Genomic DNA, 25,873 nt, shown 5'->3' with positions numbered 1-25,873 from the left:
GCTTCCCTGCCCCCACCCCTCCCACCAACCGCACCACGGAGACCTCCTCCCTCCCCCCCCCCGGCGGGGGGGAAAGGTCAGACACCCCCCCCCCCCCCCCCCCCCCCCCCCCCCGGGGCTGTGCCACAGGGGGCCTACCGGGGGGACGATCCCGCTCGCTCGCGGGCGACCTCGGTGGCGTCCCGGCGGAACGCCCACTCCATCCGAGGCTCCATCGCGAAGCGGAACACCCGCTGCACCAGCGGCGTGCACAGCGCCGTGACCACCGCGGCGGCCACCACCGAGACGAACACCTCGCCCAGCGGCCGGTGCAGCCACGCGTAGTCCTCGAACCAGCCCCAGAACCGGGAGCCCTTCGCGAGGAACCCGTGCAGCAGGTATCCGTACAAGGTCCCCGCGCCCAGGACGGTGAACCACATCTTCCGCCGCGGCACCCACGCGAAGAAGCACGCGGTGAGCAGCACGGAACAGCCGAAGAGCGCCAGCGTCATCACGACGCCGACCCACCACGGAACGCCCAGCTCCTGGGCGCTCTCGCGCCGGTAGAACCACACCGACGTCATCCGCGGCGCCGCCCAGTACGCGAGCGCGACCGCGCAGGCGAAGACGGGCACCGACAGGATCCGGACCTCACGCCGCCGCACAAGCTGGAAGTGCTCGGGCCTCAGGAACAGGCCGAGGACGAAGAACGGCATGAATTGCAGGACCCGTTGGAGGTCGAGGTCGTCACCGATGTCGGGGGAGATCACGGCGAGGACGGCCACGCCGAGCGCGAGCGGCACCGGCCAGCGCACGATCTTCCACAGCGGCACCGTCAGACGCCACACGAACAGGGCGATCAGGAACCAGGTCAGATACCAGGGGTCCAGCAGGCTGATCGGCTGCGTCGGGTCGTCGTCCGCCCACCGCTTGAAGAAGGTGTAGGCGACCTCGAAGATCACGTACGGCACGGCGACGCCGGTCACCAGGCGTCTGAGCCGGTCGGGCCGCATGTCGAAACTGCGGGAGAAGTAGCCGGAGATCAGGATGAAGGCCGGCATGTGAAACGTGTACACGGTCATGTACAGCGCCTCGGCGGTGCGGCTGTGATCCGTCAGCGGCTCCCACGCGTGGGCCATCGCGACGAGGACGATCGCCAGGTACTTGGCGTTGTCGAAGAACGCGTCCCGTTGGGTGGCGGGGCGCCCGGCGGGGCCGGTGCCGGAGCGCGGGGCGGGAGCGGCGGGGCGGTGCGCGTACTGGGGGGAGGCGGGCTGGGGGGAGGCGTGTCCGGGGGAGCGGGGGGCGGACCGGCCGGGTGCCGTGGCGGCCGCCTCCTGTACGGGGGGCAGTGGTGCCCGGTGCCGGCCGTGCGGCTGCACGGAGTTCGTCACAGGCCCTCCCACCAAGAGCTCGGTGAGACGATCCGGGACCGCACTGCGCCTACGGGGGTCATGGCAGCGTGGAACATCTGGCGCACCCTAGCGGTGCCCCGCTGATTCCGTAAAACCCTCGTCTCTTTCATCCGCTCAATGCCCTGCCAATACGCTCGTGACGATGCCGACAACTGGACCGGTACGTCGGCCCGTTCCGCGGGCGGCGGACGGCCTGTGGGTTAGTCAGGTTCCGGCAATTGCCCTGCGGGTACCCGCGGGGAAAGACCGAAAACTCACTGATCACTGTCCGATACGTCACCACTCGTACCGCTTAAATCGTGCATAACGCCTGCGGGCGACTCTGGTGAAATGTCCGGTTGATCGGTCCGTGATGGGTTATGGGAACCCGGGCGATGTGCTCTCGGCCACCATTCGAATTCCTGGTGAACTATCGGTGTGGACTTCGCCGCGCACGGCCGCCGGGTGATGGCTGGCCATGGAAACGATCACGTCGAATTCGCCCTCCGGTGGACCCGTCGAATTGCCGTACGGATGCGGGCGGGGCCCGTGCGGCACGCGTCCCGCGGCTGCCCGCGGCACCGGCGGGACGGGTGCGTCACTGGTCAACGCATGGCCGACGATGTGTCACCGGCCGCATAGGGCGGCCCTGTTGGTGGCACGATGGTTCCTGGCGGGGGTGTGCGGGGCCGTACCCCCCGGGCGGGAGAGCGACCGACCTAGGGTGTGATGAGTGTGGCCATTTCGCTGTCAGTGGTGCTGCTGTTGGCGATCGTCCTCGTCTTGATGATTCGTCAGGGGAACATCAAGGTATGGCCCGCCATCGTCGCGGCGACATTCGGCTTCACCCTCGCCTCGACGGGAATGGCAGACGACATCCAGGAGCTTCTCAACTCCTTGGCGGAGACCATCGGCGACATACAGTTCTGACGGCTGACGGCCGGCCACGGCGACGCTGGGGGGTCTAGGAGCGGTGGCGCTGCGGGAAACGGATCCCAAGGAGGTCGGCGGCTATCCGGTCGAGGACCGCCTCGGCTCGGGCGGGATGGGGGTCGTCTATCTCGCGCGCTCCGCGTCCGGGCGGCGCCTCGCGGTCAAGGTCGTGCACGCCCAGTACGCCGACGATCCGGAATTCCGCACCCGATTCCGCCGCGAGGTCGAGGCCGCGCGGCAGGTCAGCGGCGCCTTCACGGCCCCCGTCGTGGACGCCGACGCGGACGCGCCGAGCCCGTGGATGGCCACGCTCTACATCCCGGGCGAGAACCTGGGCGAGCACGTCCGCCGCCACGGCCCGCTGCCCGCGGAGCGCCTCCTGGAACTCGCGGCGGGCCTCGCCGAGGCGCTGCGGGACCTCCACCGGGTCGGCGTCGTCCACCGCGACCTGAAACCGGCCAACGTGATGCTGGCCGACGACGGCCCCCGCGTCATCGACTTCGGCGTCTCCCGCGCCGCCGAAGCGCTCGCCGGCGACCCGCTCACCCAGACCGGCCGCGTCATGGGCACCCCGCCCTACATGTCCCCCGAGCAACTCACCTCGCCCCGCGACGTGGGCCCCGCCTCCGACGTCTTCTCCCTCGGCTCGGTCCTCGTCCACGCGGCCACGGGCCGGGGCCCCTTCGACGACATCTCCCCGTACGAGACAGCGACCCGCGTGGTCGAGGGCGAGGCCAGACTCGACGCCGTACCGCCCGACGTGCGCGCCCTGGTCACCCTGTGCCTGGCGAAGCACCCCAAGGAGCGCCCGACCCCGGACGAACTCCTGGCCCTGCTGCGGGGCGACCCCGTGCCGCCCCGCCCGACGGCACCCGCCGAGGGCGAGCCCGCGCCGCGCCCGCGCCGCCGCAGGCTGCTGGCCACCGGGGCGGTCGGCGCGGCGCTCCTCACCGCGCTGACACTGGGCCTGGTCCAGCGGCTCGGTCCCGACGACGCCGCGGTCCGGGCCCTGCCGCCGGGCTGGCGGGCGTGGCAGGCGCAGGACACGCGCACCCCGGGCGGGAGCGACGAACCGTTCAGCCGCTGCGTCGCCGCCCGCGGAGGGCTGGTGTGCGCGGGCGGCGACGCGAAGGCGGTGCGGTTCTCCCTCGCCACCGGCAAGTTGACCTGGGGCGGCGCGTCCGCCGCGGGCGGGTCCTCCCTTCCCGGCGAGGGCACCGTCTTCGGGGCGTCACGCGATGGTGAGCGTGTGTACGTCTACCGGGACAAATCAGCCCAGAGCAAAGAGGGCGACTCCATCGAAGCCGTCTACGAGGTCCAGGCCCTCGACAGCCGGACCGGTGCCGTGCTGTGGAGAGACGTCCCCCTGAGGGGCAAGGGGGACCCGATGCCGCCCAACACCGAACCCGAGCTGGGTGACGTCGCGGTCGTGGAGGACGGCCTCCTCGTCCGCCACGGCCCCAAGGCGGACCAGTACGCGCTCCTCGCCGACCGCACCCGGGGAAAGCCCCGCTGGCGCCGGGCCCTGCCCTCCGAGAGCTGCGGTGTTCACGCGGCCGAGGGTCACGGCTATCTGACCTGCCTGTCCGAGAAGGAGACCCGCGTCTCGCGCCTGGACCCCGCCACGGGCGAGCCGGCGTGGACGGCACGGCTCCCGGGCCCGCTGCTGTTCCTGGGGGAGGCGGACGGGCGCCTGGTCTTCGCGCAGAGCGGCGCGGGGGAAGGGGGTGGGGACCTGGTCGTCGCCCGGAGCGGGCTGGAGGCGGTCCACACCCGCCTGGTCACGGTCGACCTCACGTCCGCCCCACACACCGTGCGCTCCGTGCGCCTCTCCCGCCGCCAGCCCGAGAACGCGGTCCCCACCCTCAGCGACGGCACCGTCTACTACACGCTCTGGAACGGCCGCGTCAGCGCAGTCGACCCCCGCTCGGGCCGTCAGCTCTGGAGCAGCGACTCCGAGGTGGAGAACCCGGGCCCGCCCCTCGCCGGGCGGCACCACGTCTTCCTGGTGTCCCCCAGTGGCCGCCTCGGCGCGCTGGACCGGCGCACGGGCGCGGTGGACTGGTCGCGCCCCGCACGCGGCACCGACGCGGCGTCCACCCCGGACCGGCCCACCGCCCCCCTGACCCTCGTCGGCGACGCCCTCTACGTCACGTACGGCATCCGCTCCGTCTACAGCATCGACATACGCAACCCATGACCCCTGCGCGCGGGGATACGAAAAAGCCTCCGGCCCGGGGCGCAGGACGGAACCTGCGCGCCGGGCCGGAGGCCATGGAGCGGGCGACGGGAATCGAACCCGCGTAGCTAGTTTGGAAGACTAGGGCTCTACCATTGAGCTACGCCCGCACGGCTGGTGCAGCCGCTCGCACGATCGGCGAGCGCGGCACGGCATGCATCGTAGCGGGTCACGGCGGTCGCCCGCACACCCCCACCCCCGCGCTCTTCCCGCCCCCGATAAGCGGGCGCCGCACGGCCTGCGGGCATGTACCCTACGTGTCGCACCGACGGGGTGTGGCGCAGCTTGGTAGCGCGTCCGCTTTGGGAGCGGAAGGCCGTGGGTTCAAATCCCGCCACCCCGACCAGCAGGATTTCTCCAGCTCAGTGGCCGGTTCCCGGGACCGAAGATCCGGACGCGTGCCCTCCGGCCCCTCCGAGGCCGGTCTTCGGCCCGTCTTTCAAGATCGCATTGTGGGTCGGCTCCCGCGTGCCGTTACTATGCAAGCTGTGTGCCCGTGTGTCTCTCGACCGGGCAGAAACCCAAGCAGTCAGCCCACAAGGAGACCGAACCGTGAAGAGCGCCGTGGAGACCCTGAACCCGACCCGGGTTCGGCTCACTGTCGAGGTGCCCTTCGAGGAGCTCAAGGACAGCCTCGACGCGGCGTACAAGAAGATCAACCAGCAGGTCACGGTGAAGGGCTTCCGTAAGGGCAAGATCCCGGCCCGAGTCATCGACCAGCGGTTCGGCCGCGGTGCTGTGCTGGAGGAGGCCGTCAACGACGCCCTCCCGAAGTTCTACACGGAGGCGGTCAACGAGGCCGAGCTGAACGTCCTCGGCCAGCCCGAGGTCGACATCACCGAGCTGAAGGACAACGAGACCCTCAGCTTCACCGCCGAGGTCGACGTCCGCCCGACCATCGAGATCCCGGACTACTCCGGCATCGAGGTCGAGGTCGACGCGGTCGAGGTCAGCGACGAGGACGTCGACAAGGCCGTCGAGGACCTGCGGGGCCGCTTCGCGTCCACCTCGCCGGTCGAGCGCGCCGCCGAGGACGGCGACGTCGTGACGGTCGACCTGGAGGCCAAGGTCGAGGGCGAGGTCCTCGAGGACGGCGTGGCCAAGGGTGTCTCGTACACCATCGGCTCCGGCGAGCTGCTCGAAGGCATCGACGACGCCGTGAAGGGCCTGGAGGCCGACGGCGAGGCCACCTTCACCTCCGAGCTGAAGGGCGGCTCCGCCGCGGGCAAGGAGGCCGAGGTCACCGTCAAGGTCTCCCAGGTCGCCAAGCGTGAACTGCCGGAACTGGACGACGACTTCGCGCAGCTGGCGTCGGAGTTCGACACCCTGGACGAGCTGAAGGCCGACAGCCGCAAGCGCCTGGAGACGGCCCGCCAGTTCGACCAGGCCACCCAGGCCCAGGAGCGTGTCCTGGACAAGCTCCTCGAGCTGGTCGAGGTGCCGGTCCCCGAGAAGCTCCTCGAGGACGAGATCCGCACCCGCAAGCACAACCTGGAGCACCACCAGCTCGGCCAGATGGGCCTCGACCTCGGGAAGTACCTGGAGATCCAGGGCAAGACCGAGGAGGAGTTCGACGCCGAGACCCGCGAGCAGGCGGTCAAGGGCATCAAGACCCAGTTCATCCTCGACGAGCTGGTCAACAAGGAGAAGCTGAACGTGAACCAGGAGGAGCTGACCGAGCACCTCATGCGTCGCGCCCAGTCCTCCGGCATGAGCCCCGACCAGTTCGCCCAGGCCGTCGTCGAGGGCGGCCAGGTCCCGATGCTGGTCGGCGAGGTCGCCCGCGGCAAGGCGCTCGCGGTCGTCGTCGAGGCCGCGACGGTCAAGGACACGAACGGCGAGGTCGTGGACCTCGACGATGACGAAGACGAGGCTGCCGAGGCTGCCGAGGCTGCCGAAGGCGAGCAGGCCGAGGCCGCCGCCGAGGACAAGGCCGGTGAGGAGAAGGCCGAGGCCTGATCCCCCCAGCAGTGAGTGAAGGGCCCCCGGGACACCCGTCCCGGGGGCCCTTCACGCCCCTACGGGCCGCTGTGGGCCGCTGTGCGCAGGGCGTGCTACCTGCGCTCACAGCGAACAGTTGCCCTTGCGGGATTCCCCGAAGGGGGCCGCGCGTTAGGGTCCATGAATAGGGGGGCAGTGGAGTCGTTGCCCTCAGAACGAAGATGCTGAGACGGCCGGTGCCGTCAGAGACGAGCAGGTGGATACGTGACGAATCTGATGCCCTACGCAGCCGGTGAGCCGTCCATCGGTGGTGGCCTCGGCGACCATGTCTACAACCGGCTGCTCGGCGAGCGCATCGTCTTCCTCGGCCAGCAGGTCGACGACGACATCGCGAACAAGATCACGGCGCAGATGCTCCTCCTCGCGGCCGACCCCTCGAAGGACATCTACCTCTACATCAACAGCCCCGGCGGCTCGGTGACCGCCGGCATGGCGATCTACGACACCATGCAGTACATCCCGAACGACGTGGTGACCATCGGCATGGGCATGGCCGCCTCCATGGGCCAGTTCCTGCTGACCGGCGGCACCGCGGGCAAGCGCTTCGCCCTGCCGCACACGGACATCCTGATGCACCAGGGCTCCGCGGGCATCGGCGGCACGGCGTCGGACGTCAAGATCCAGGCCGAGTACCTGCTGCGCACCAAGCAGCGGATGGCCGAGATCACCGCCCGCCACTCCGGCCAGACGGTCGAGGCGATCATCCGTGACGGTGACCGCGACCGCTGGTTCACCACCCAGGAGGCCAAGGACTACGGCCTCATCGACGAGATCATCAGCGCCGCTTCCGGTGTTCCGGGCGGCGGCGGCACGGGGGCCTGAGAAGGCGTCCCAGGGGGCCTGTGAAGGCCCCCGCCCGGGGCGCCCGCACGGGCACCGCCCCAGCCGACCCAGCCCACGCTCACCACCAGGACGGAACACCTCAGATGAACAGCTTCCCCGCCAGCGGCCAGCCCTCGGGCCTGCACACCGGCCCCCAGGTGGACAACCGCTACGTGATCCCGCGCTTCGTCGAGCGCACCTCGCAGGGCGTGCGTGAGTACGACCCGTACGCGAAGCTCTTCGAAGAGCGCGTGATCTTCCTCGGCGTCCAGATCGACGACGCCTCGGCCAACGACGTCATGGCGCAGCTCCTGTGCCTGGAGTCGATGGACCCCGACCGTGACATCTCGGTCTACATCAACAGCCCGGGCGGCTCCTTCACCGCCCTGACGGCCATCTACGACACGATGCAGTTCGTGAAGCCGGACATCCAGACGGTCTGCATGGGCCAGGCGTCCTCCGCGGCCGCCGTGCTGCTCGCCGCGGGCACCCCCGGCAAGCGCATGGCCCTGCCGAACGCGCGCGTGCTGATCCACCAGCCCTCCGGCGGCACCGGCCGCGAGCAGCTCTCCGACCTGGAGATCGCGGCCAACGAAATCCTGCGCATGCGCACCCAGCTCGAGGAGATGCTGGCCAAGCACTCCACCACGCCGATCGAGAAGATCCGCGAGGACATCGAGCGCGACAAGATCCTCACCGCCGAGGACGCGCTGGCGTACGGCCTGATCGACCAGATCATCTCCACCCGCAAGATGAACAACTCCGCGGTCGCCTGAGCGACATCCGGGGAACCGCAGCACCAACTGCCCGCTCCTTGGCGCGGTCGCGTCGGTCCGTGGGGATCTGCGACATTTCGTAGTTCTTCGCGGTTCCGTGTCACAGCGAACCGCGCCAAGGGGGGCCCGAACGGGGGGCCAGGCAAGGTACCGTCGGATACAAGGCACCAGGAGCCGCTGGACCAACGGCGTCTCCCAGGCGAAGGGGAAGCACACCGTGGCACGCATCGGTGACGGCGGCGATCTGCTCAAGTGCTCGTTCTGCGGAAAGAGTCAGAAGCAGGTCAAGAAGCTCATCGCAGGCCCGGGCGTGTACATCTGCGATGAGTGCATCGACCTCTGCAACGAGATCATCGAGGAAGAACTCGCCGAGACGAGCGAGGTCCGCTGGGAAGAGCTGCCCAAGCCCCGCGAGATCTACGAGTTCCTCGAGGGGTACGTAGTCGGCCAGGAGCCCGCCAAGAAGGCCCTCTCCGTCGCCGTCTACAACCACTACAAGCGCGTCCAGGCCGGGGAGAACGGCGGCGCGCAGGGCCGCGAGGACGCCATCGAGCTGGCGAAGTCCAACATCCTCCTGCTCGGCCCCACCGGCTCCGGCAAGACGCTGCTCGCCCAGACCCTGGCCCGCATGCTGAACGTCCCCTTCGCCATCGCGGACGCCACCGCGCTCACCGAGGCGGGGTACGTGGGCGAGGACGTGGAGAACATCCTCCTCAAGCTCATCCAGGCCGCCGACTACGACGTCAAGAAGGCCGAGACGGGCATCATCTACATCGACGAGATCGACAAGGTCGCCCGGAAGAGCGAGAACCCGTCGATCACGCGTGACGTTTCGGGTGAAGGCGTCCAGCAGGCCCTGCTCAAGATCCTTGAGGGCACGACGGCCTCGGTCCCGCCGCAGGGCGGCCGCAAGCACCCGCACCAGGAGTTCATCCAGATCGACACGACGAACGTGCTGTTCATCGTGGGCGGTGCCTTCGCGGGCCTGGAGAAGATCATCGAGGCGCGGGCCGGCGCGAAGGGCATCGGCTTCGGCGCCACGATCCGCTCCAAGCGGGAGCTGGAGGAGAAGGACCAGTTCGAGGACATCATGCCGGAGGACCTGGTGAAGTTCGGGATGATCCCCGAGTTCATCGGCCGCCTGCCCGTCATCACCTCGGTCCACAACCTCGACCGCGAGGCCCTGCTCCAGATCCTCGTCGAGCCGCGTAACGCGCTGGTGAAGCAGTACCAGCGACTCTTCGAACTCGACGGTGTGGAGCTGGACTTCGAGCGCGAGGCCCTGGAGGCCATCGCGGACCAGGCGATCCTGCGCCAGACCGGCGCGCGCGGCCTGCGCGCCATCATGGAGGAGGTCCTCCAGTCGGTGATGTACGAGGTGCCGTCCCGCAAGGACGTCGCCCGCGTCGTCATCACCGCGGACGTCGTCCACTCCAACGTGAACCCGACGCTGGTGCCGCGCGAGGTGCGGGGTCCGGGCGCGGGTGAGCAGAAGTCGGCCTAGCGCCGCCCCGCTGAACCACCAGGGGCGCCCGGCGAGTCGACCTCGCCAGGCGCCCCTGTCGCATGAGCCGTTCAGACGCGGCCCGCCGGGCGGCTCACCGCTTCACACGGACCTCGGAGCGGAGCTTCCTCGCGGTCTCCGCGGCGTCGTCGAGGGACGGGTCCTTGCCCGCCACGATGTCCGCGATCTCCATCGGCATGGTGAGGCCGACCGTGCTGTGGTCGCCCCAGATGCACACGGCCATCCGCGCCTCCTTGGGCCCGGGGCCCGCGCCGCCGCCCGCCCCGGAGCCCTTCTTGACGTGGGCCTCCTGGCACTTGAGCACGAAGCCGTCGGAGCTGAAGTCCCGGGGCGCGCCGACCATTTCGCCGGAGTCGCCGCCGTCCGCGCTGTCCTCCTTCGCCTCCGCCTTGGCGCCGGCGAACAGGGCGTCGACGGTCTTCTCGGGGTCCTTGATCTCCCCGTAGGCCCCGCCGAACTGGATCAGCTTGCCGCCCAGCGGGTTCGTCCCGTCGCGCACCTCGTAGCCGGCGTGCACGGAGGTGGGGTTCTTCACCCCGTGCTCCTCGGCGTCGTCGAGGTCGTCGAAGCCGCCCGACATGGTGCCGCTGCCCTTCTTGTACGCGCCGAGCACGGTCTCGGGCGTGACCAGCTTGTGCGGCCCGTCGTCCTTGACGGCCACGGAGCCGCTGTCGCTGCCGCCGAGCACGAAGTACGCGCCGACCCCGACCGCCGCGACGACGGCGACGGCCCCGAGAACGATCCCGGCCTTCTTGCGACCACCCCCCACAGGCGGCGGAGGCGGCGGCACCTGCCAGTACGACGCCTGGGGCGGCCCGTAAGGCGCTTGCCCGTAGGGGGCCTGCGGCTGCCCGTAGCCGGGCGGCGGGGCCTGCGGCGGCTGAGGCGGCTGCCCGTAAGGGGCCTGCGGGGGTTGCTGGCCGTAGGGGCCCGGCTGGTGCTGGGTCATGTGGGGTTTGCCTTTCAGGAGGCCGGGCGGAGGGGCATGACGGGCCTGTGGGAGTGGTGCGTCATGGTGCTGGGTCCTGTGGGACGTGCGGGATCAGACGGTGGTGAGTGGACGAACACGCGTGCTACATGATCTTGTCCTCCGTGACCAGTCGGGTGCCTTGAGTTACACAGGAGAGAAGACGCATGAGAACTTCGAAGATCAAGTACGCGCTGGTGGCCGCCAGTGTGGCGGCTGCCGCGAGCATCGTGCCCTTGGCTGCTGCCGCGCCCGCGTCGGCGAAAGCCTGGGACTGCATGTCGTACCTCGACAGGCAGGGCTACAAGGTCGGAGTCAAGGTGAGGTCGGCATGTAAAACCGGGGCTTCGAACAATCCGGTTCACCATGGCCAGTGTGCGCTCGTACTCACTGTGGCCGGCGTCAAGAGCGGGCACGGCACGGAGGCATGCATCCTGGCGAGGCGTGGCGTGTAGCCCTCGCCGGGCCCGCTTGGGAGGTGTCCTGCGGATTGGTCCGGCCCTCCCAAGCGGGCAGTTGCTCTAGAGCTTGACGCGGACTTCCTTGCGGAACTTGGCCGCGGTGCTCGCGCTCTCCTCCAGGTCGGGGCTCTTGCCCCCGAGCGCGCCCGCCACATCCGTGGTGATGACGACGCCGATCGTGCTCTTGTCGCCCCAGATGCACACCGGAATCTTCATCTCCTTCGGGCCCTGGGTTCCCGCCGATGAGGACGCACCGGAGCCGAGGTCGACCTTCATCTCCTGGCACTTCATGAGCGCGCCGTCGAGTTCGGAGGGGTTGTACGACTTGGGCTCGCCGATCGGAGTGAGTTTCCGGCCGGACGGTCCGGAGTCGGAGGACGAGTCCGACTGCTCGGAGAAGCCGTCCTGCGCCTTGGTGAACATGTAGTCGACGACCTTCTCCGGGTCGTCGATCTCGCCGTAGAGGCCGTTGAGCTGGAGCAGCTTCCGCGACAGCGGGTTGTCCTGGCTGCCCGACTGGTACTGCGCGGTCAGGTCCTTGGCGTTCTTCACGCCGTTGCTCTCGGCCTTCGCGCGGCTCTTGGGCGTCATGGAGTCCTCCTTGGACTCCTTCTTCGTGTAGTCGCCGAGCACGGTCGCCGGAGCCGTCAGCTTGTGCGGGCCGTCGTCCTTGACCGCGCCGGAGTCGCTGTCCTTGCCGCCCAGGACGAAGTACGCGCCGACGCCGATCGCCGCGACCACGGCCACCGCCCCGATGATCGCGCCCGTCTTCTTGCCCCCGCCGCCTCCGCTCGGCGGGGGCGGGACCTGGCCGTACGGGGCGTGGGGCGGCTGCCCGTAAGGGGCCTGCCCGTAGGGGGCCTGCTGGGGCGGGACGCCCTGGGGAGCCTGCTGGGGGTAGCCGTAGCCCGGCTGCTGCGGGGCCTGGGGCGGGTAGCCGTAGCCGGGCGGCGGGGTCTGGGGCGGCTGGCCGTACGGGCCGGGTTGCTGCGGCTGCTGCCCGTACGGGCCGGGCTGCTGCGGCTGCTGGCCGTACGGGCCCGGCTGGTTGAAGCTCATTACTGGGGGTTCCCTCCGTTAACTGCTGCTGCGCGCGTGCGCGCGCGTCACTTCTTCACGCGGGCCGCGTCGCGGTACTTGGCGGCGAGGTCGGCGACGTCGTCCGTCGCCATGCCCGCGCCACCGGAGACGAAGGCGGCGGTGTCGGTGGCGGTCACGATGCCGGCGGTGCTCCGGTCGGACCAGGCGCAGAACGGAATCTCCAGGTTCTTGCCGTCCTCGGAGATCCGGACCCGCTGGCACTTCATCAGCGCGTTGTCCAGGTCGCCGGGCGAGACCGACTCCGGGCTGCCCAGCCAGGTGACCTCTGCCTTGTCACCACCGCTGCCGCTGTCGCCGCTGTCCTTCTCCGTCTCCTCGTGTATCTTCTCGAACGCCTTGTCGATGGTCTTCTCCGGGTCACTGATCTCACCCGACATGCCGACGACATTCAGGCCCTTCGTCTTGAGCCCGGAGCCGGACTTGTAGTTCGCCTTCTCCTGCACGGCGTTCTCGATGCCGATCTCGGCGGCGTCCTCCTTGTCCGCGCTGCCCAGCGGGCCGTCGGACGAGCCCGACGAGACGTCCTTCTGGTAATCGCCGACCGAGGCCGGGGACACCAGCTTGTGCGGCCCGTCGTCCGTGACCGAGCCGGAGCCGCCGTCGTCGCCCCCGAGCACGAAGTACGCGCCGACACCGATCGCCGCGACGACCGCGACCGCGCCGATGACCAGGCCCGTCTTCTTCCCGCCACCGCTCGGCGGCGGGGGCGGCGGCACCTGCCCGTAGGGGGCCTGCCCGTAGGGAGGCTGCGGCTGCCCGTACGGGGCCTGCCCGTAGGGGGCCTGCTGCGGTGGCACGCCCTGCGGGGGCTGCTGGGGGTAGCCGTAGCCCGGCGGCGCCTGCGGCGGCTGCCCGTAGGGGGCCTGCGGGGGCTGGCCGCCGTAGGGGCCGGGCTGCTGGGGCTGCCCGCCGCCGTAAGGGCCCGGCTGCTGCGGCTGCTGGCCGTACGGGCCCGGCTGGTTGTAGCTCATGTCGAAGCTCCCCCTCGAACGCGCGTGTGCGCCTACGTTCTCCCGCACGTTTATGTGTTCCCGACATCCTGACCGACGCCGGGAGCACCGTGGTGCCCGGGGAGTCAACCGTTACTGAAGAATCCAGTTTCGGGACCACACTGTGACACCCCTAAACTGGGCCCGTGACCGAGAACGCTCAGCAGCAGCCTCCAGCGACCACTCCCGAGCTTCCGACGCAGTACGCGCCGGCCGAGGTAGAGGGGACGCTGTACGAGCGCTGGGTGGAGCGCGGTTACTTCGACGCGGACGCGGCGAGCGACAAGGAGCCCTTCACCGTCGTCATCCCGCCGCCGAACGTCACCGGCAGCCTGCACCTGGGCCACGCCTTCGAGCACACCCTCATCGACGCCCTCACCCGCCGCAAGCGCATGCAGGGCTACGAGGTGCTGTGGCAGCCCGGCATGGACCACGCCGGCATCGCCACGCAGAACGTGGTGGAGCGCGAGCTGGCCAAGGAGGGCAAGTCCCGTCACGACCTCGGCCGCGAGGCCTTCGTCGAGCGCGTCTGGCAGTGGAAGGGCGAGTCCGGCGGCCAGATCTCCGGCCAGATGCGCCGCCTCGGCGACGGCGTGGCCTGGTCCCGCGAGCGCTTCACGATGGACGAGGGCCTTTCCCAGGCCGTCCAGACGATCTTCAAGCGGCTCTACGACGACGAGCTGATCTACCGCGCCGAGCGCATCATCAACTGGTGTCCCCGCTGTCTGACCGCCATCTCCGACATCGAGGTGGAGTACCAGGACGACGACGGCGAGCTGGTCTCCATGACGTACGGGGAGGGTGACGAGACGATCGTCGTCGCCACCACCCGCGCCGAGACCATGCTGGGCGACACCGCCGTCGCCGTGCACCCCGACGACGAGCGGTACAAGCACCTGGTCGGCAAGCAGATCAAGCTGCCGCTGACCGACCGCTCCATCCCCGTCGTCGCCGACACGCACGTCGACCCGGAGTTCGGCACGGGCGCCGTCAAGGTGACCCCGGCCCACGACCCGAACGACTTCGAGATCGGCCAGCGCCACGACCTGCCGAACATCACGGTCATGGACGAGCACGCGGTCATCACGGTCCCCGGCCCCTTCCAGGGCCTGGACCGCCTGGAGGCCCGCTCCGCCATCGTCGGCGCGCTGCGCGCCGAGGGCCGCGTCGTCGCCGAGAAGCGCCCGTACACGCACTCGGTCGGCCACTGCTCGCGCTGCAAGACCACCATCGAGCCGCGCCTGTCCATGCAGTGGTGGGTCAGGGTCGGCCCGCTCGCCAAGGCCGCCGGTGACGCGGTCCGCGACGGCAAGGTCAAGATCCACCCGCAGGAGATGGAGAAGCGCTACTTCGACTGGGTCGACAACCTCCACGACTGGTGCATCTCGCGCCAGCTCTGGTGGGGCCACCGCATCCCGGTCTGGTACGGCCCGAACGGCGAGATCGTCTGCGTCGGACCGGACGAGCAGCCGCCGTCGGGCGAGGGCTGGCACCAGGACACGGACGTCCTGGACACCTGGTTCTCCTCCGGCCTGTGGCCCTTCTCCACGCTCGGCTGGCCCGAGAACACCGAGAGCCTCGCGAAGTTCTACCCGAACTCCGTCCTGGTCACCGGCTACGACATCCTCTTCTTCTGGGTCGCCCGGATGATGATGTTCGGCCTGTACGCGATGGACGGCACCCCGCCGTTCCACACCATCGCCCTGCACGGCATGGTCCGCGACCAGTTCGGCAAGAAGATGTCGAAGTCCTTCGGGAACGCGGTCAACCCGCTCGACTGGATGGACAAGTACGGCTCCGACGCCCTGCGCTTCACCCTCGCGCGCGGCGCCAACCCCGGCGTCGACGTGCCGATCGGCGAGGACTGGGTCCAGGGCTCGCGCAACTTCGCCAACAAGATCTGGAACGCCACCCGCTTCGCGCTGATGAACGGCGCCACGGTCGAGGGCCCGCTCCCGGACGCCGCCGAGATGTCGGCGACCGACCGCTGGATCCTCTCGCGCCTGAACACCGTGGTCGCCGAGGTCGACGCGTACTACGAGGACTACCAGTTCGCGAAGCTCTCCGACGCCCTGTTCCACTTCGCCTGGGACGAGGTCTTCGACTGGTACGTGGAGCTGTCCAAGACCACGTTCATGGCGGGCGGCCCGGCCGCCGAGGTCAGCAAGCGCGTCCTCGGCGAGGTCCTCGACGTCACGCTGCGTCTGCTGCACCCGGTCGTGCCGTTCGTGACGGAGACCCTGTGGACCACGCTGACCGGCGGCGAGTCCGTGGTCATCGCCGCGTGGCCGAAGGACAGTGGCTTCCGGGACGCGGGCGCCGAGCGGGAGATCGCCTCCGTCCAGGACCTGGTCACCGAGGTCCGCAGGTTCCGCGCCGACCAGGGCCTCCAGCCCGGCCAGAAGGTGCCGGCCCGCCTCACGCTCGACGGCACGCCGTTCGCCGCGCACGAGGCCGCCGTCCGCCAGCTCCTGCGCCTCCAGCCGGAGGGCGAGAGCTTCGCGGCGACGGCGACCCTGCCGGTCGCGGGCGCCACGGTCGCCCTCGACCTGTCCGGCACGATCGACGTGGCGGCGGAGCGCAAGCGGCTCGCCAAGGACTTGGCGGCCGCAGAGAAGGAGAAGGCCCAGGCCACCGCCAAGCTCGGCAACGAGGCGTTCCTGGCCAAGGCCCCTGACCAGGTGGTCGACAAGATCCGCGGCCGCCTCGCCAAGGCCGACGAGGACATCGCGCGGCTCCAGGCGCAGCTGGACAACCTCCCGGCGGCGTAAGGCGGTTCGCCCGCAGGCACACGAAGGCGCCCGGAACTCATAGGAGTTCCGGGCGCCTTCCGCTTGCCCCCAGGGCCGGTCAGGCCTCCGTCGCCACCGGCCCCGTCCCGACGGCCTCCGCGTTGCGCCGCGTCTTCGCCCAGCCGTTGCGGCCGCGCAGCAGCCGCAGGAAGCCGCGCGCCGCCACGACGAACACGTGGTACGCGTACACCCACAGCGCGAGACCCCACAGCAGACCGGTGAGACGGGAGCGCTCGGGCGCGTAGTCACGGCGGTAGAGCGGGCCCCAGGCCACGAACGGCAGCACCGACAGGGCGCACAGGGCCAGGATCAGCGGCCAGGCGCCGAGGAACGCGTCACGCATCGAGCCGCCCACGACGACGCTGCCGAGCAGCAGCAGGCTGAGGACGAGCGTCGCGACGTGCGCGAGGGGCTGCATGAACGTGTACAGGGTCTCCAGGACGCCGCGGCCCGAGTAGTGCCGGGAGGCGACGATGCGCGGCGCGTACCGCACGCACTGGAGGTTGCCCTGCGCCCAGCGGGTGCGCTGGGTGAGGAAGCGGCGCAGGCGCGGCAGGCCCTCCTGGGAGACGTAGGTGTCGGCGATGTGCGCGATCCGGTAGCCGCCCAGGATCATGTGCAGGCCCAGCTCGTAGTCCTCCAGGAGCGCGTCGCGCTGCCAGGGGCGGCGCTCGGCCGCGGCGATGTGGTCGAGGGCGGTGAGCCGGGTGAACTGGCCGTTGCCGCCGAGGCCCACGGAGCCGGTGCGGCCGCGGAGCAGCTGCATGCCGGCGTTGGACACGGCGAACTCCATGTCCTGCATGCGCACCAGGAGCCGCGCCACGGCGTTGGCGAGCCGCCCGCGCTCGGGCAGCGGGGGCCGCTCCTCGTCGACGTTCCGCATCCGCACGCTGACCTGTACGCCGCCCACCTCGGGGTCGCCGAACCCGGCCGGGCCGCTGACCCGGGCGAGCGCGTCGGGGGCGAGCCGCCCGTCGGCGTCCACGACGCACACGACGACCTGGGAGCGGTCGGTGTCATCGGGCAGGAAGGCGTTGAGGGCCGCGTACGCGGAGTTGAGGGCCGCGCCCTTGCCGATGCGGGCGTCGGGGCGGCGCCGCGACACCAGGTGCACCTGGGCGTCGTCCGCCGCGAGCGCGGTGACGACGGCCGCGGTGGCGTCGTCGCTGTCGTCGTCGACGACCCACACGTGCGAGGCGGGGAAGTCGGCCCGCAGCTGCGTGACGGTGTGGCCGATGACGGTCTCCTCGTCGCGGCACGGCACGAAGAAGTGCCAGGTGAAGGGGGCGCAGTCGCCTTCGGGCACCTCGGGTCGGCGCACGTAGGCGTGGCGGGCGCCGGCCCAGTACAGCAGGAAGCAGGCGAGCAGGAAGAACGGCAGGGCGTAGAGCAGGACGTGGGGGCTGGGCATGGGGTCCTCGTGCGGTGGGGGGGCGGGGGAGGAGCGGGGTCAGGCGGCGGCGGAGAACTCGCGCCCGGCGTGGCCCGCGGCGAGCGCGCCGAGCAGGACGGCGATCCGCTGCGAGGCGAGGCCGTCGCCGAACGGGGAGGGCAGTCCGGCGAGGTGCCGCAGCCCGGCCTGGCCCTGTGCGAGGCGGCCGCGCACCGCACGGCCGATCTCCCGGCCCGGCGGGACCAGCTCGGCGAACCCGGCGTCCATGGCCTCGGGGCGCTCCGTGGACCGGCGTACGACCACGAGGGGCCGGCCGAGGACGGTGGTCTCCTCCTGGATGCCGCCCGAGTCGGACACGATGACGGCGGCGTGCCGGGCGAGGGCGAGGAACTCGCCGTAGCCGAGGGGCGCCAGCTCGGTGAGCTGCTCCAGGAGGTGCGTGAGCCCGGCCGCCTCGATCCGGGCGCGGGTGCGCGGGTGGACGGCGAACAGGACCGGCAGCTCGTCGGCCAGCGAGGCCAGCTCGCGCAGGATGGCGGCGAGCGCGGCGGGGTCGTCGGTGTTCTCCGGGCGGTGCGCGGTGGCGAGGACGTAGCGGTCGGCGCTCACGCCGTGCGCGGCGAGCAGCGCGGCGCGCTCGACGGCGGCGGGCAGGTGCTCCTGGACGGCCTCGACGACGGTGTTGCCGGTGACGGTGATCCGCCCGGCCGGGACCGACTCGGCGCGCAGCAGGTCGCGGTTGTCCTCCGTGGCCGCGCAGAGCACGTCCGCGAGCTGGTCGATGACGACGCGGTTGTGCTCCTCGGGCATCGCCCGGTCGTGGCTGCGCAGGCCCGCCTCGACGTGCACGAGCGGAAGGGAGCGGGCGTTCGCGGCGAGCGCTCCGGCGAGGGCGGCGTTGGTGTCGCCCTGCACCACCACGGCCAGCGGCGGCTCATCGGCGAACAGGGCGTCGAGCTGGGCCAGGGCCGCGGAGATCTGCACGGCGCGGGGCTTGCCGCCGATGCCCTCCAGGAGGGTGGGCTCGGGCAGGCCCAGCTCGGTGAGGAAGCGGCCGGAGAGCGCGGCGTCGTAGTGCTGGCCGGTGTGCACCAGGTGGGTCGCCGGGCCGAGGATGCGGACCAGGTGGGCGATCTTCACCAGCTCGGGGCGGGTGCCGATGACGATGGCGACTGAGCGCTGCGGGAGGGCGGGGGCGTGCAACGGGACTCCTGGCGGGTGGATCGGGGCGGTACGCAGGAGCTTGTGGGGCGTGGGTTGCGGGGGCGGCTCGCCTTCGGTTGCCCAACGGTTGCGGAGCCCGCGGCCGCGCTTGTTCGGGCCCAAGGCCCCGGCCCACTGGTCCCGCCGGGCCGGGACTTAGGGCCCTCGTGGCGCGTCCCGCGAGGGTGGTGGGCCTCAGCCCTCCCCCCGGTAGCGGTAGCCGAGCCCCCGCACCGACTCCAAGGGGTCGTCCCCCTCACCGACCGCGAGCTTGCGGCGCAGGCGGAGCACCGCGAACTTCACGCGCTCACGGCCGCTGCCGCCGGGGTCGTCCCAGACGACGTCGAGGAGCTGTTCGGTGGTGACGACCCGGCCCCGGTTGCGTACGAGGACTTCGAGGAGGCGGTACTCGATCGCGCTCAGGCGGGTCTCGTGGCCCTGCCAGACCGCGGAGCGCCGCTCGGGCACGAGCCGCAGGCCCGCCTCGACGTAGTCGCCCTTCCACTGCTCGGGGTTGGAGCGCCGGAGCAGCGCCTCGACGCGCGCGAGCAGCTCCACGTGGTCGAAGGGCTTGCAGAGGTAGTCGTCGGCGCCGGAGCGCAGGCCGCGGACGCGCTCGGCGGGGCTGGTGCGGCCGGACAGGATGAGGACGGGCAGGTCGGTGAGGTCGCGGGTGCGGTCGAGGACCTCCCAGCCGTCCAGGCCCGGCAGGACCAGGTCGAGCACCATGAGCGCGGGCCGCCGGGCGAAGAGCAGCTTGAGCGCGGTCTGCCCGTCGTCCGCGGTGACGACGTCGTACCCGGCGCGGGTGAAGAGGACCCGCAGGGCGAGCCCCAGGTCGGGGTCGTCCTCGACGAGCAGCAGGCGGGTCATGCCGGGCCGGTCCCGGGGGGCCCGGCGAGCGGCAGCCACACCTCCACGCCGGTGCCGTGCCCCTCGTCGCTGTGGACGGTGACGGTGCCGGAGTGCAGCCGTACGGCGTCGCGTACGACGCTCAGGCCGAGGCCGGTGCCCGGGTAGGGGCCCCGGCGGGCGTTGGGGGCGCGGACGAACTCGGTGAAGACCTCCTCCTGGAACTCCTTGGGGATGCCGATGCCGCTGTCGGCGACGGTGACGCGCCAGCCGGGCGGCGGGTCGCCGTCGCCGGGCCCTTGGCACGGCCGGGCGGTGACGGTGACGGTGCCTCCCGCGGGGGTGAACTTCACGGCGTTGTCGAGCAGCGCGGTCAGCGCCCGTTCCAGCTGGTCGGCGTCGGCGGTCAGCGGGGGCGGCTCGCCGCCGGGCAGGTCGAGGGCCACGAAGACGCCGCCGCGGGTGGCCCACGGGGTGATGTCGTGCACCAGGCGGGTGAGGAGGCGGCCCGGGTCGAGGGGGGCGAAGACCGGTGGGGCGCCGCCCGCGGCCTCCGCGTACCGGTGCAGGAGCCCGTCGGCCATGTCCTGCATGCGGGTGGCGGCCCGCCGGATCGTGTCCAGGTACCCGCGCCGGGCCTCGTCGAGGGCGCCGCCCGCGGGGTCGGTGAGCAGCTCGCAGAAGGTGAGGACGGTGGCCAGCGGGGTGCGCAGCTCGTGCGAGGTGCGGGCGGCGAACTCGGCGCGGTCGCGGGCCAGTTCGCCGAGTGTGTCGATGTGCCGGTGCAGGTCGGCCTCGTACCGGCGCTGCTCGGTGACGTCCTCGACGAGCCACAGGACGCCCAGGTGCTTCTCGCCCGCGTCGATGGGCTGGCGGCTGCGGCGCAGCGTGCGCCCGTCGCGAAGGCGCAGTTCGGCCTTGCGGACGAACTGGCCGCGCAGGGAGCGCAGGGCGGCGGCGTCGCCCTCCGGGAGCAGCCGCGCCACGGCGTCGGCGATGGGGTCGGCGGGCGCGCCCGCCGAGGTGTCGACGTCGTGCAGCCGGCAGATCTCGGTGAACTGCGCGTTGGCCGCCACGACCCGGCCGTCGTCCCCGACGAGCAGCGCCCCCAGCGGGATGGCCCGCAGCACGGCCGCGGAGAACGGGGCGTGCAGGCCCCGGGGCTCCGTCGTCACGGGCGGGGCCTAACCGGCGGGCTCGGGCGCGAGCGGGCCCAGGGGTTCGAGGCCGGGGGCCGGGGCGAGGCCGAGCCGCTCCAGCTCGGCGTCGGCGAGGGCGTCCAGGGTGCGCGGGTCGGCGGTGCGCCAGCCCTCGGCGAGGCTGCCGGGGGTCGCGTCGGGCAGCGCGGCGGCGGTCGCGGCCACCTCGTCGAGGGGGCGCAGGAGCGCGCGCAGGGCGAGCAGCTCGCGCCCGTTGGCGAAGGCCGCGAGTTCACGGGCGGCGGCGGCCTGCCGCACCCAGCGCAACCGGCGCGGCAGCCAGACGGCGAGGACGAGCCCGATGGGCAGCAGGAACAGACCGGCGGCGGCCACGGCGAGGGCGGCGCGCAGCGCGACCGGGTCGGCTTCGTCGACGGCGTGGACGAAGTCGACCACCGAGCGCAGCGCGGCGCCCACGTCGTCGCCGACGACGGGCAGGCGCGTGGCCGGGGACCGCGACGAGGCGACGCCCGAGTCGGGGCCGGGGCGGCTGAGCAGCACGGCGAGGCGGTAGGCGACGAGGGCGGCGGCGGTCCACAGCGCGGTCCACAGCAGGACGGCCGCGTCTCCGGCGAGCTGGCGGGTCCTGCGACCCGGATTCTGGGCGTACCACATGGTCCGATTGGACCGCCGGTCCGCGCGGGGACGGGGCAGCCGCGCCGGTGAGTACACCCGTTGTCGTACGCGGAGGGCGCCCGGGGCGGTCGTACGCGCAGGGTGCCCGGACCGTCGTACGGGACGTGTCGCACGGGGACGGTGTCGGGCCCGGTCGTGCGGCACGTCACGTCGCCGAGTGGGCCCGCGGGCCGAATGGCGGATGTTCGGGGCAGAAGCCTCGGCGATGATGGAGGGGCTATGCACGACCGGCCCGCCGCTGTCACGGCGCTCAGTCAGGCGGTGGCCGCGGGCCGTCGCCTCGCTCGGCGTTGCACTCGCGAACCCCGTGCGCTTGATCTGCTCACGGCGTTCGCCTGCCTCGCCCTGATGGCCCTCGACGTGCCGGGCCTGGCCGCGGCCGACAACTCGCTGACCGGGGTCACGGCCGCGCTCGTCCTCACGGCGGGTGCGGCGACGCTGCTGCTCCGCCGGGTCGCGCCGTGGGTGCCGTTCCTGGTGGCGCTGGTGCTGCTCGGCTGGCTGCACGAGCTGACGCTCGCGCAGTTCGCCCTGTACTCGCTGGCCCGCTACCGCGGCCGCCTCGCTGGGGCCGTGGGAGTCATCGGCTATGTCTCGTTCGCGTACGTGATGTTCAATCTGCCGGGCTGGCCGGTGCACAGGGGCGACACGCTCAGCGAGTTCCTCAGCCTCGTCGTGCCGATCGGCGCGCTCGCCGCGGGCGTCGGCGTCGCCGCCAACCGGCAGGACCTCGTCCGGGCGCTCCAGGCCCAGCGGGCCGAGACGGAGACGCTGCACGCGGTGCAGCGGGAGCGGGCGCGCATCGCGCGGGACGTGCACGACTTCGTCGGCCGCGAGCTGACGCTGCTCAGCGTCCGCTCCCAGGTGCTCGCGCGGCGCGCGGCGGGCGGCCCGCACGCCGACGGCTTCGAGGAGCTGTCCGAGACCGCGCGCTCCGCGCACCGCATGCTGAACGAGATCATCGTCCAGCGCGGCGTCGACGGCCGCCCCACGCCCGGCCTGGAGGCCCTGCCCGAACTGGCCCGGCGCAGCGCCCTCGCGGGCAGCCCCGTGGACCTGCACGTGGACGCCGTGGCGCACCGCCTCTCGCCGCTGCGCCAGGCGGCCGTGCACCGGGTGGTGCAGGAGTGCCTCACGAACGCGGCGAAGTACGCGCCGGGGGAGGTCGTGGAGGTCCGCGTCACCGTGCGCGAGGGCCGCCTGCGGGTGCGCGTCAGCAACCCGATGCCCCCCGGGTCCGCAGCGGAGCCCGACGGGCCCGGGGCGCCGGTGTCCGCGGGGACGGGCACGGCGGGCATGGGGGAGCGCGTGTGGACCCTCGGCGGCACGTTCTTCGCGGGCCCGCGCGGCGGCGCGTACGAGGTCGAGGCCGACCTCCCCGCCGACGAGCCGGCCTGAGCCGGGCCCCGGCCTGAGCCGGGCCGGACCGGGCCCGGCCGGGGTTACGCCGCCGACATCACGCGTTCGAGCCCGTCGAAGTCCTCCACGCACTTGCCGCAGCCCAGCGCCACGCTGTCCAGGGGGTCGTCGGCCGCGAAGACGGGGATGCCGGTCGCGGAGGCGAGGCGCAGGTCGAGCCCGGGCAGGAGCGCGCCGCCGCCGGTCAGGACGATGCCGTGCTCCATGACGTCCCCGGACAGCTCAGGCGGGCACTCCTCCAGGGTCGCCCGCACCGCCGCGATGATCGCCTCGACGGGCTCGTCGAGCGCGGTCCGCACCTCCCGCACGGTCAGCTCCACCGTCTTGGGAAGACCGCCCACCTTCTCGCGGCCCCGCACGGTGAACGTGCGGTCCTCGAAGGCGTCCTCACCGGGCACCGGCCACGCCGAGCCGATCCCGACCTTGATGTCCTCGGCGGTGCGCTCGCCGATGAGGAGGGAGTGCTCCTTGCGGACGTAGTCGGTGATCGCGGTGTCGAGGCGGTCGCCGCCGACACGCAGGGACTGGGCCGTGACGATGCCGCCCAGGGAGATCACGGCGACCTCGGTGGTGCCGCCGCCGATGTCGACGACCATGGAGCCCCGCGGCTCCGCCACGGGGAGCCCCGCGCCGATCGCTGCCGCCATCGGCTCCTCGACGAGGTGCACGGCCCGGGCCCCGGCCCGCTGCGCGGCGTGCACGATGGCGCGCCGCTCGACGGGCGTGACGCCGCTGGGGACGCACACCACCATGCGCGTGCGCGGACGGCGTCCCGGGACCGCCTTGCGCACGAAGTGCCGGATCATCTCCTCGGCCGCTTCGAAGTCGCTGATCACGCCGTCCTTGAGGGGGCGGATGGCGGTGATGGAGCCGGGGGTGCGGCCGATGGTCTCCTTGGCCTCCGTCCCGACGGCGAGCGCGCCGCGCGCGCCTTCCTTGACGGCGACCACGGACGGTTCGTTGAGCACGATGCCCTGACCGCGGACGTACAGAAGCGTGTTGGCGGTGCCGAGGTCGATCCCTATGTCCATGATCGCCAAGTTTGCCGGGCCCATGCGGGTGACGGAGGGACCAAGGTCCCGAAACGGACAGGCCTAAAGTCCCGAGCCGTGGCGGGGGCGGCCCGCGCGGCCTGCGCGGGCAGTCGCCGCGGGCCTGCCGGGCGAGGGCGGGCGGGCTCCGGGGCGGACGGGGTCCCGCCCGCCCGGCCGCTGTCGGTGGGTCTCCGTAGACTGACGTACGTGAGTGACCTCCCTCCGAACGACAGCCCGCGCGACGACGAGACCGGCCCGGCCGACTCCTTCGACCAGTTCGACGACATCGTCGCGGCCGAAACCGATCGCGACCCCGACCTCGCCGTGATCGAGGCGGGCAGCCGCACCCTGCGCACCCAGGCGGGCCCGCCGCAGGCCGACGTCCCGGCCCGCCCCGCCGACCCCGAGGTGGACAGGGCACTGTGCGAGGTCGAGAGGGAGCTGGCGGCCCGCTGGCCCGAGACGAAGCTGGACCCGTCGCTGCGGCGCATCGCCGCCCTGACGGACGTCCTCGGCGAGCCCCAGCGCGCGTACCCGTCGATCCACATCACGGGGACGAACGGCAAGACGTCCACGGCCCGCATGATCGAGGCCCTCCTCGGTGCCTTCGAGCTGCGCACCGGGAGGTACACCTCCCCGCACGTCCAGTCCATCACCGAGCGCATCAGCCTGGACGGCGCCCCCATCTCCCCCGAGCGCTTCATCGAGGCGTATCAGGACATCAAGCCGTACGTGGACCTCGTCGACGCCAAGGAGGAGCACCGCCTCTCCTTCTTCGAGGTGCTCACGGGCATGGCGTACGCGGCCTTCGCCGACGCCCCGGTCGACGTCGCCGTCGTCGAGGTCGGCATGGGCGGCACCTGGGACGCGACGAACGTGATCGACGGCACGGTCGCCGTCGTCACCCCCATCGACCTGGACCACACCGACCGGCTCGGCACCACCACGGCCGAGATCGCCGCCGAGAAGTCCGGCATCGTCAAGCAGGACGCGACGGTCATCCTGGCCCAGCAGCCGGTGGACGCGGCCCAGGTGCTCCTGAAGAAGGCCGTCGAGGTGGACGCGACGGTCGCGCGCGAGGGCCTGGAGTTCGGCCTCGTCGGCCGCCAGGTCGCCGTCGGCGGGCAGCTCCTCACGCTGCGCGGCCTCGGCGGGGAGTACGAGGAGGTGTTCCTGCCCCTGCACGGCGAGCACCAGGCGCACAACGCGTCGGTGGCGCTCGCCGCTGTCGAGGCGTTCTTCGGCGTCGGCGCGCAGCGCGTGGAGCCCCTGGACATGGAGACGGTCCGCAAGGCCTTCGCCTCGGTGGCGTCGCCGGGCCGCCTGGAGGTCGTCCGCCGCTCGCCCACGGTCGTCCTGGACGCCGCGCACAACCCGGCGGGGGCCCGCGCCGCCGCCGCGTCCATCAGCGAGGTCTTCGACTTCAGCCGGCTGATCGGCGTCCTCGCCGTGAGCGACGGGAAGAACGCGCGCGGGATGCTGGAGGCCTTCGAGCCGATCTTCGCCGAGGTCGTCGTCACGCAGAACTCCAGCGACCGCGCGCTCGGCGCGGACGACCTCGCGGCCATCGCCGTGGAGGTCTTCGGCGACGACCGCGTCCAGGTCGAGCCGCGCCTGGACGACGCCCTGGAGGCGGCGGTCACCCTCGCCGAGGAAGAGGGCGAGTTCGCGGGCGGCGGCGTCCTCGTCACCGGCTCCGTCATCACCGTGGGCGAGGCCCGACTGCTCCTGGGGAGGGGCTGACCGCTGTGCGTACGCTCTGTTCTTCGACCCTGATCGGCGAGTTCCTCGTCATCGGCTTCGCCGGCCTGGTCGCCATGAAGGACCCGGACCTGGAGTCGAGCACGGTCTGGACGGTGTGCGGCGTCGCGATGGCCCTGTGCGTCCTGCTGTGCGGGATGATCACCCGGCCGGGCGGGGTTCAGCTCGGCTGGGCCTTGCAGGTCGCGCTGATCGCGAGCGGCTTCGTGGTGCCGATGATGTTCTTCATGGGTGCGATGTTCGCCGCCCTGTGGTGGGCGTCGGTGCACTTCGGTCAGAAGATCGACGAGGCGAAGGCGCGGTTCGCTGCGCTGGCTGAGCGGGGGGAGGCCTCCGGGGGCTGAGCCGGCCTTCGCCCCCGGGTCCTGTGCCGTGCGTCGCGCTGCGGGCTCGTCCC

At 71.9% G+C, this 25,873-nt stretch carries 21 protein-coding genes and 2 tRNA genes; 11 read left to right on the top strand and 12 right to left on the bottom strand.

Annotation, left to right across the window (positions count from 1 at the left end):
• Positions 1-134: 134 nt before the first annotated feature.
• Positions 135-1,373: an acyltransferase family protein gene (locus AC07GB_RS11050; RefSeq protein ID WP_478843808.1), complete on the bottom strand. Its 1,239-nt coding sequence runs from the start codon at positions 1,371-1,373 to the stop codon at positions 135-137.
• 735 nt (positions 1,374-2,108) lie between these two features.
• Between AC07GB_RS11050 and AC07GB_RS11045 the strand changes: the two genes are divergently transcribed.
• Positions 2,109-2,303 carry a hypothetical protein gene (locus AC07GB_RS11045; protein WP_030673834.1) on the top strand — a complete coding sequence of 65 codons (195 nt, stop codon included), beginning with the start codon at positions 2,109-2,111 and terminating at the stop codon, positions 2,301-2,303.
• A gap of 43 nt (positions 2,304-2,346) precedes the next feature.
• Positions 2,347-4,506, top strand: coding sequence for a serine/threonine-protein kinase (locus tag AC07GB_RS11040; RefSeq protein ID WP_478843806.1), 2,160 nt, complete (start codon positions 2,347-2,349; stop codon positions 4,504-4,506).
• A gap of 75 nt (positions 4,507-4,581) precedes the next feature.
• Here AC07GB_RS11040 and AC07GB_RS11035 read toward each other — a convergent pair.
• A tRNA-Gly gene (locus tag AC07GB_RS11035) sits at positions 4,582-4,655 on the bottom strand.
• Positions 4,656-4,814: 159 nt separating this feature from the next.
• Between AC07GB_RS11035 and AC07GB_RS11030 the strand changes: the two genes are divergently transcribed.
• The 5 genes from AC07GB_RS11030 (at position 4,815) to clpX (ending at position 9,648) form a co-directional block, all read left to right on the top strand.
• Positions 4,815-4,891, top strand: a tRNA-Pro gene (locus AC07GB_RS11030).
• 206 nt (positions 4,892-5,097) lie between these two features.
• Positions 5,098-6,504, top strand: a complete 1,407-nt coding sequence (gene tig, locus AC07GB_RS11025; protein ID WP_478843804.1) for a trigger factor — start codon at positions 5,098-5,100, stop codon at positions 6,502-6,504.
• Between the two features lie 258 nt (positions 6,505-6,762).
• Entirely contained in the window at positions 6,763-7,368 is a 606-nt protein-coding gene (locus AC07GB_RS11020; RefSeq protein ID WP_478843829.1) for an ATP-dependent Clp protease proteolytic subunit, read from the top strand.
• 104 nt (positions 7,369-7,472) lie between these two features.
• Positions 7,473-8,144, top strand: coding sequence for an ATP-dependent Clp protease proteolytic subunit (locus tag AC07GB_RS11015; protein WP_478843802.1), 672 nt, complete (start codon positions 7,473-7,475; stop codon positions 8,142-8,144).
• Positions 8,145-8,361: 217 nt separating this feature from the next.
• Entirely contained in the window at positions 8,362-9,648 is a 1,287-nt protein-coding gene (gene clpX / locus AC07GB_RS11010) for an ATP-dependent Clp protease ATP-binding subunit ClpX (protein ID WP_030673850.1), read from the top strand.
• Positions 9,649-9,742: 94 nt separating this feature from the next.
• On the opposite strand, the gene AC07GB_RS11005 is transcribed toward clpX, so the two are convergent.
• The 4 genes from AC07GB_RS11005 to AC07GB_RS10990 form a co-directional block, all read right to left on the bottom strand.
• Positions 9,743-10,618, bottom strand: coding sequence for a hypothetical protein (locus AC07GB_RS11005; protein ID WP_478843800.1), 876 nt, complete (start codon positions 10,616-10,618; stop codon positions 9,743-9,745).
• Between the two features lie 124 nt (positions 10,619-10,742).
• Positions 10,743-10,916, bottom strand: coding sequence for a hypothetical protein (locus AC07GB_RS11000; protein ID WP_478843798.1), 174 nt, complete (start codon positions 10,914-10,916; stop codon positions 10,743-10,745).
• Between the two features lie 241 nt (positions 10,917-11,157).
• Positions 11,158-12,156 carry a hypothetical protein gene (locus tag AC07GB_RS10995; RefSeq protein ID WP_478843796.1) on the bottom strand — a complete coding sequence of 333 codons (999 nt, stop codon included), beginning with the start codon at positions 12,154-12,156 and terminating at the stop codon, positions 11,158-11,160.
• Between the two features lie 47 nt (positions 12,157-12,203).
• On the bottom strand, positions 12,204-13,169 hold the full coding sequence (locus AC07GB_RS10990; protein WP_478843794.1) for a hypothetical protein: 966 nt from the start codon (positions 13,167-13,169) through the stop codon (positions 12,204-12,206).
• Positions 13,170-13,333: 164 nt separating this feature from the next.
• On the opposite strand from AC07GB_RS10990, the gene AC07GB_RS10985 reads away from it, so the two are divergent.
• Positions 13,334-15,958, top strand: a complete 2,625-nt coding sequence (locus tag AC07GB_RS10985) for a valine--tRNA ligase (protein ID WP_478843792.1) — start codon at positions 13,334-13,336, stop codon at positions 15,956-15,958.
• A gap of 79 nt (positions 15,959-16,037) precedes the next feature.
• Here the strand turns inward: AC07GB_RS10985 and AC07GB_RS10980 are convergent, their stop codons facing one another.
• The 5 genes from AC07GB_RS10980 to AC07GB_RS10960 all read right to left on the bottom strand — a co-directional run bounded on the left by AC07GB_RS10980 (position 16,038) and on the right by AC07GB_RS10960 (position 21,241).
• Positions 16,038-17,390, bottom strand: a complete 1,353-nt coding sequence (locus tag AC07GB_RS10980) for a glycosyltransferase family 2 protein (protein WP_478843790.1) — start codon at positions 17,388-17,390, stop codon at positions 16,038-16,040.
• Between the two features lie 39 nt (positions 17,391-17,429).
• The gene (wecB, locus tag AC07GB_RS10975; protein ID WP_478843788.1) at positions 17,430-18,575 is read right to left on the bottom strand and encodes a non-hydrolyzing UDP-N-acetylglucosamine 2-epimerase; all 1,146 of its coding nucleotides are present in this window, start codon (positions 18,573-18,575) and stop codon (positions 17,430-17,432) included.
• Between the two features lie 195 nt (positions 18,576-18,770).
• Entirely contained in the window at positions 18,771-19,448 is a 678-nt protein-coding gene (locus AC07GB_RS10970; RefSeq protein WP_478843786.1) for a response regulator transcription factor, read from the bottom strand.
• Positions 19,445-20,602 carry a PAS domain-containing sensor histidine kinase gene (locus tag AC07GB_RS10965; protein WP_478843784.1) on the bottom strand — a complete coding sequence of 386 codons (1,158 nt, stop codon included), beginning with the start codon at positions 20,600-20,602 and terminating at the stop codon, positions 19,445-19,447. Before AC07GB_RS10965 ends, AC07GB_RS10970 begins: the two co-directional genes overlap by 4 nt.
• A gap of 9 nt (positions 20,603-20,611) precedes the next feature.
• Positions 20,612-21,241: a hypothetical protein gene (locus AC07GB_RS10960; protein WP_478843782.1), complete on the bottom strand. Its 630-nt coding sequence runs from the start codon at positions 21,239-21,241 to the stop codon at positions 20,612-20,614.
• 240 nt (positions 21,242-21,481) lie between these two features.
• Here AC07GB_RS10960 and AC07GB_RS10955 point away from each other — a divergent pair, with 240 nt between their 5' ends.
• Positions 21,482-22,660 carry a sensor histidine kinase gene (locus AC07GB_RS10955; protein WP_478843780.1) on the top strand — a complete coding sequence of 393 codons (1,179 nt, stop codon included), beginning with the start codon at positions 21,482-21,484 and terminating at the stop codon, positions 22,658-22,660.
• A 44-nt stretch (positions 22,661-22,704) separates the two neighbouring features.
• Here AC07GB_RS10955 and AC07GB_RS10950 read toward each other — a convergent pair whose 3' ends face one another.
• Entirely contained in the window at positions 22,705-23,712 is a 1,008-nt protein-coding gene (locus AC07GB_RS10950; RefSeq protein ID WP_478843778.1) for a rod shape-determining protein, read from the bottom strand.
• Between the two features lie 210 nt (positions 23,713-23,922).
• Here AC07GB_RS10950 and folC point away from each other — a divergent pair, with 210 nt between their 5' ends.
• Positions 23,923-25,458, top strand: coding sequence for a bifunctional tetrahydrofolate synthase/dihydrofolate synthase (folC, locus tag AC07GB_RS10945; RefSeq protein ID WP_478843776.1), 1,536 nt, complete (start codon positions 23,923-23,925; stop codon positions 25,456-25,458).
• 5 nt (positions 25,459-25,463) lie between these two features.
• Positions 25,464-25,820 (top strand): DUF4233 domain-containing protein, encoded by a 357-nt coding sequence (locus AC07GB_RS10940; RefSeq protein ID WP_478843774.1) that lies wholly within the window; start codon positions 25,464-25,466, stop codon positions 25,818-25,820.
• Positions 25,821-25,873: the final 53 nt, after the last annotated feature.

The sequence above is a fragment of the Streptomyces sp. NPDC045778 genome (genome assembly GCF_056431945.1).
The sequence above is the reverse complement of the archived record's forward strand: the minus strand, read 5'-3'. Positions and strand labels throughout refer to the sequence as shown.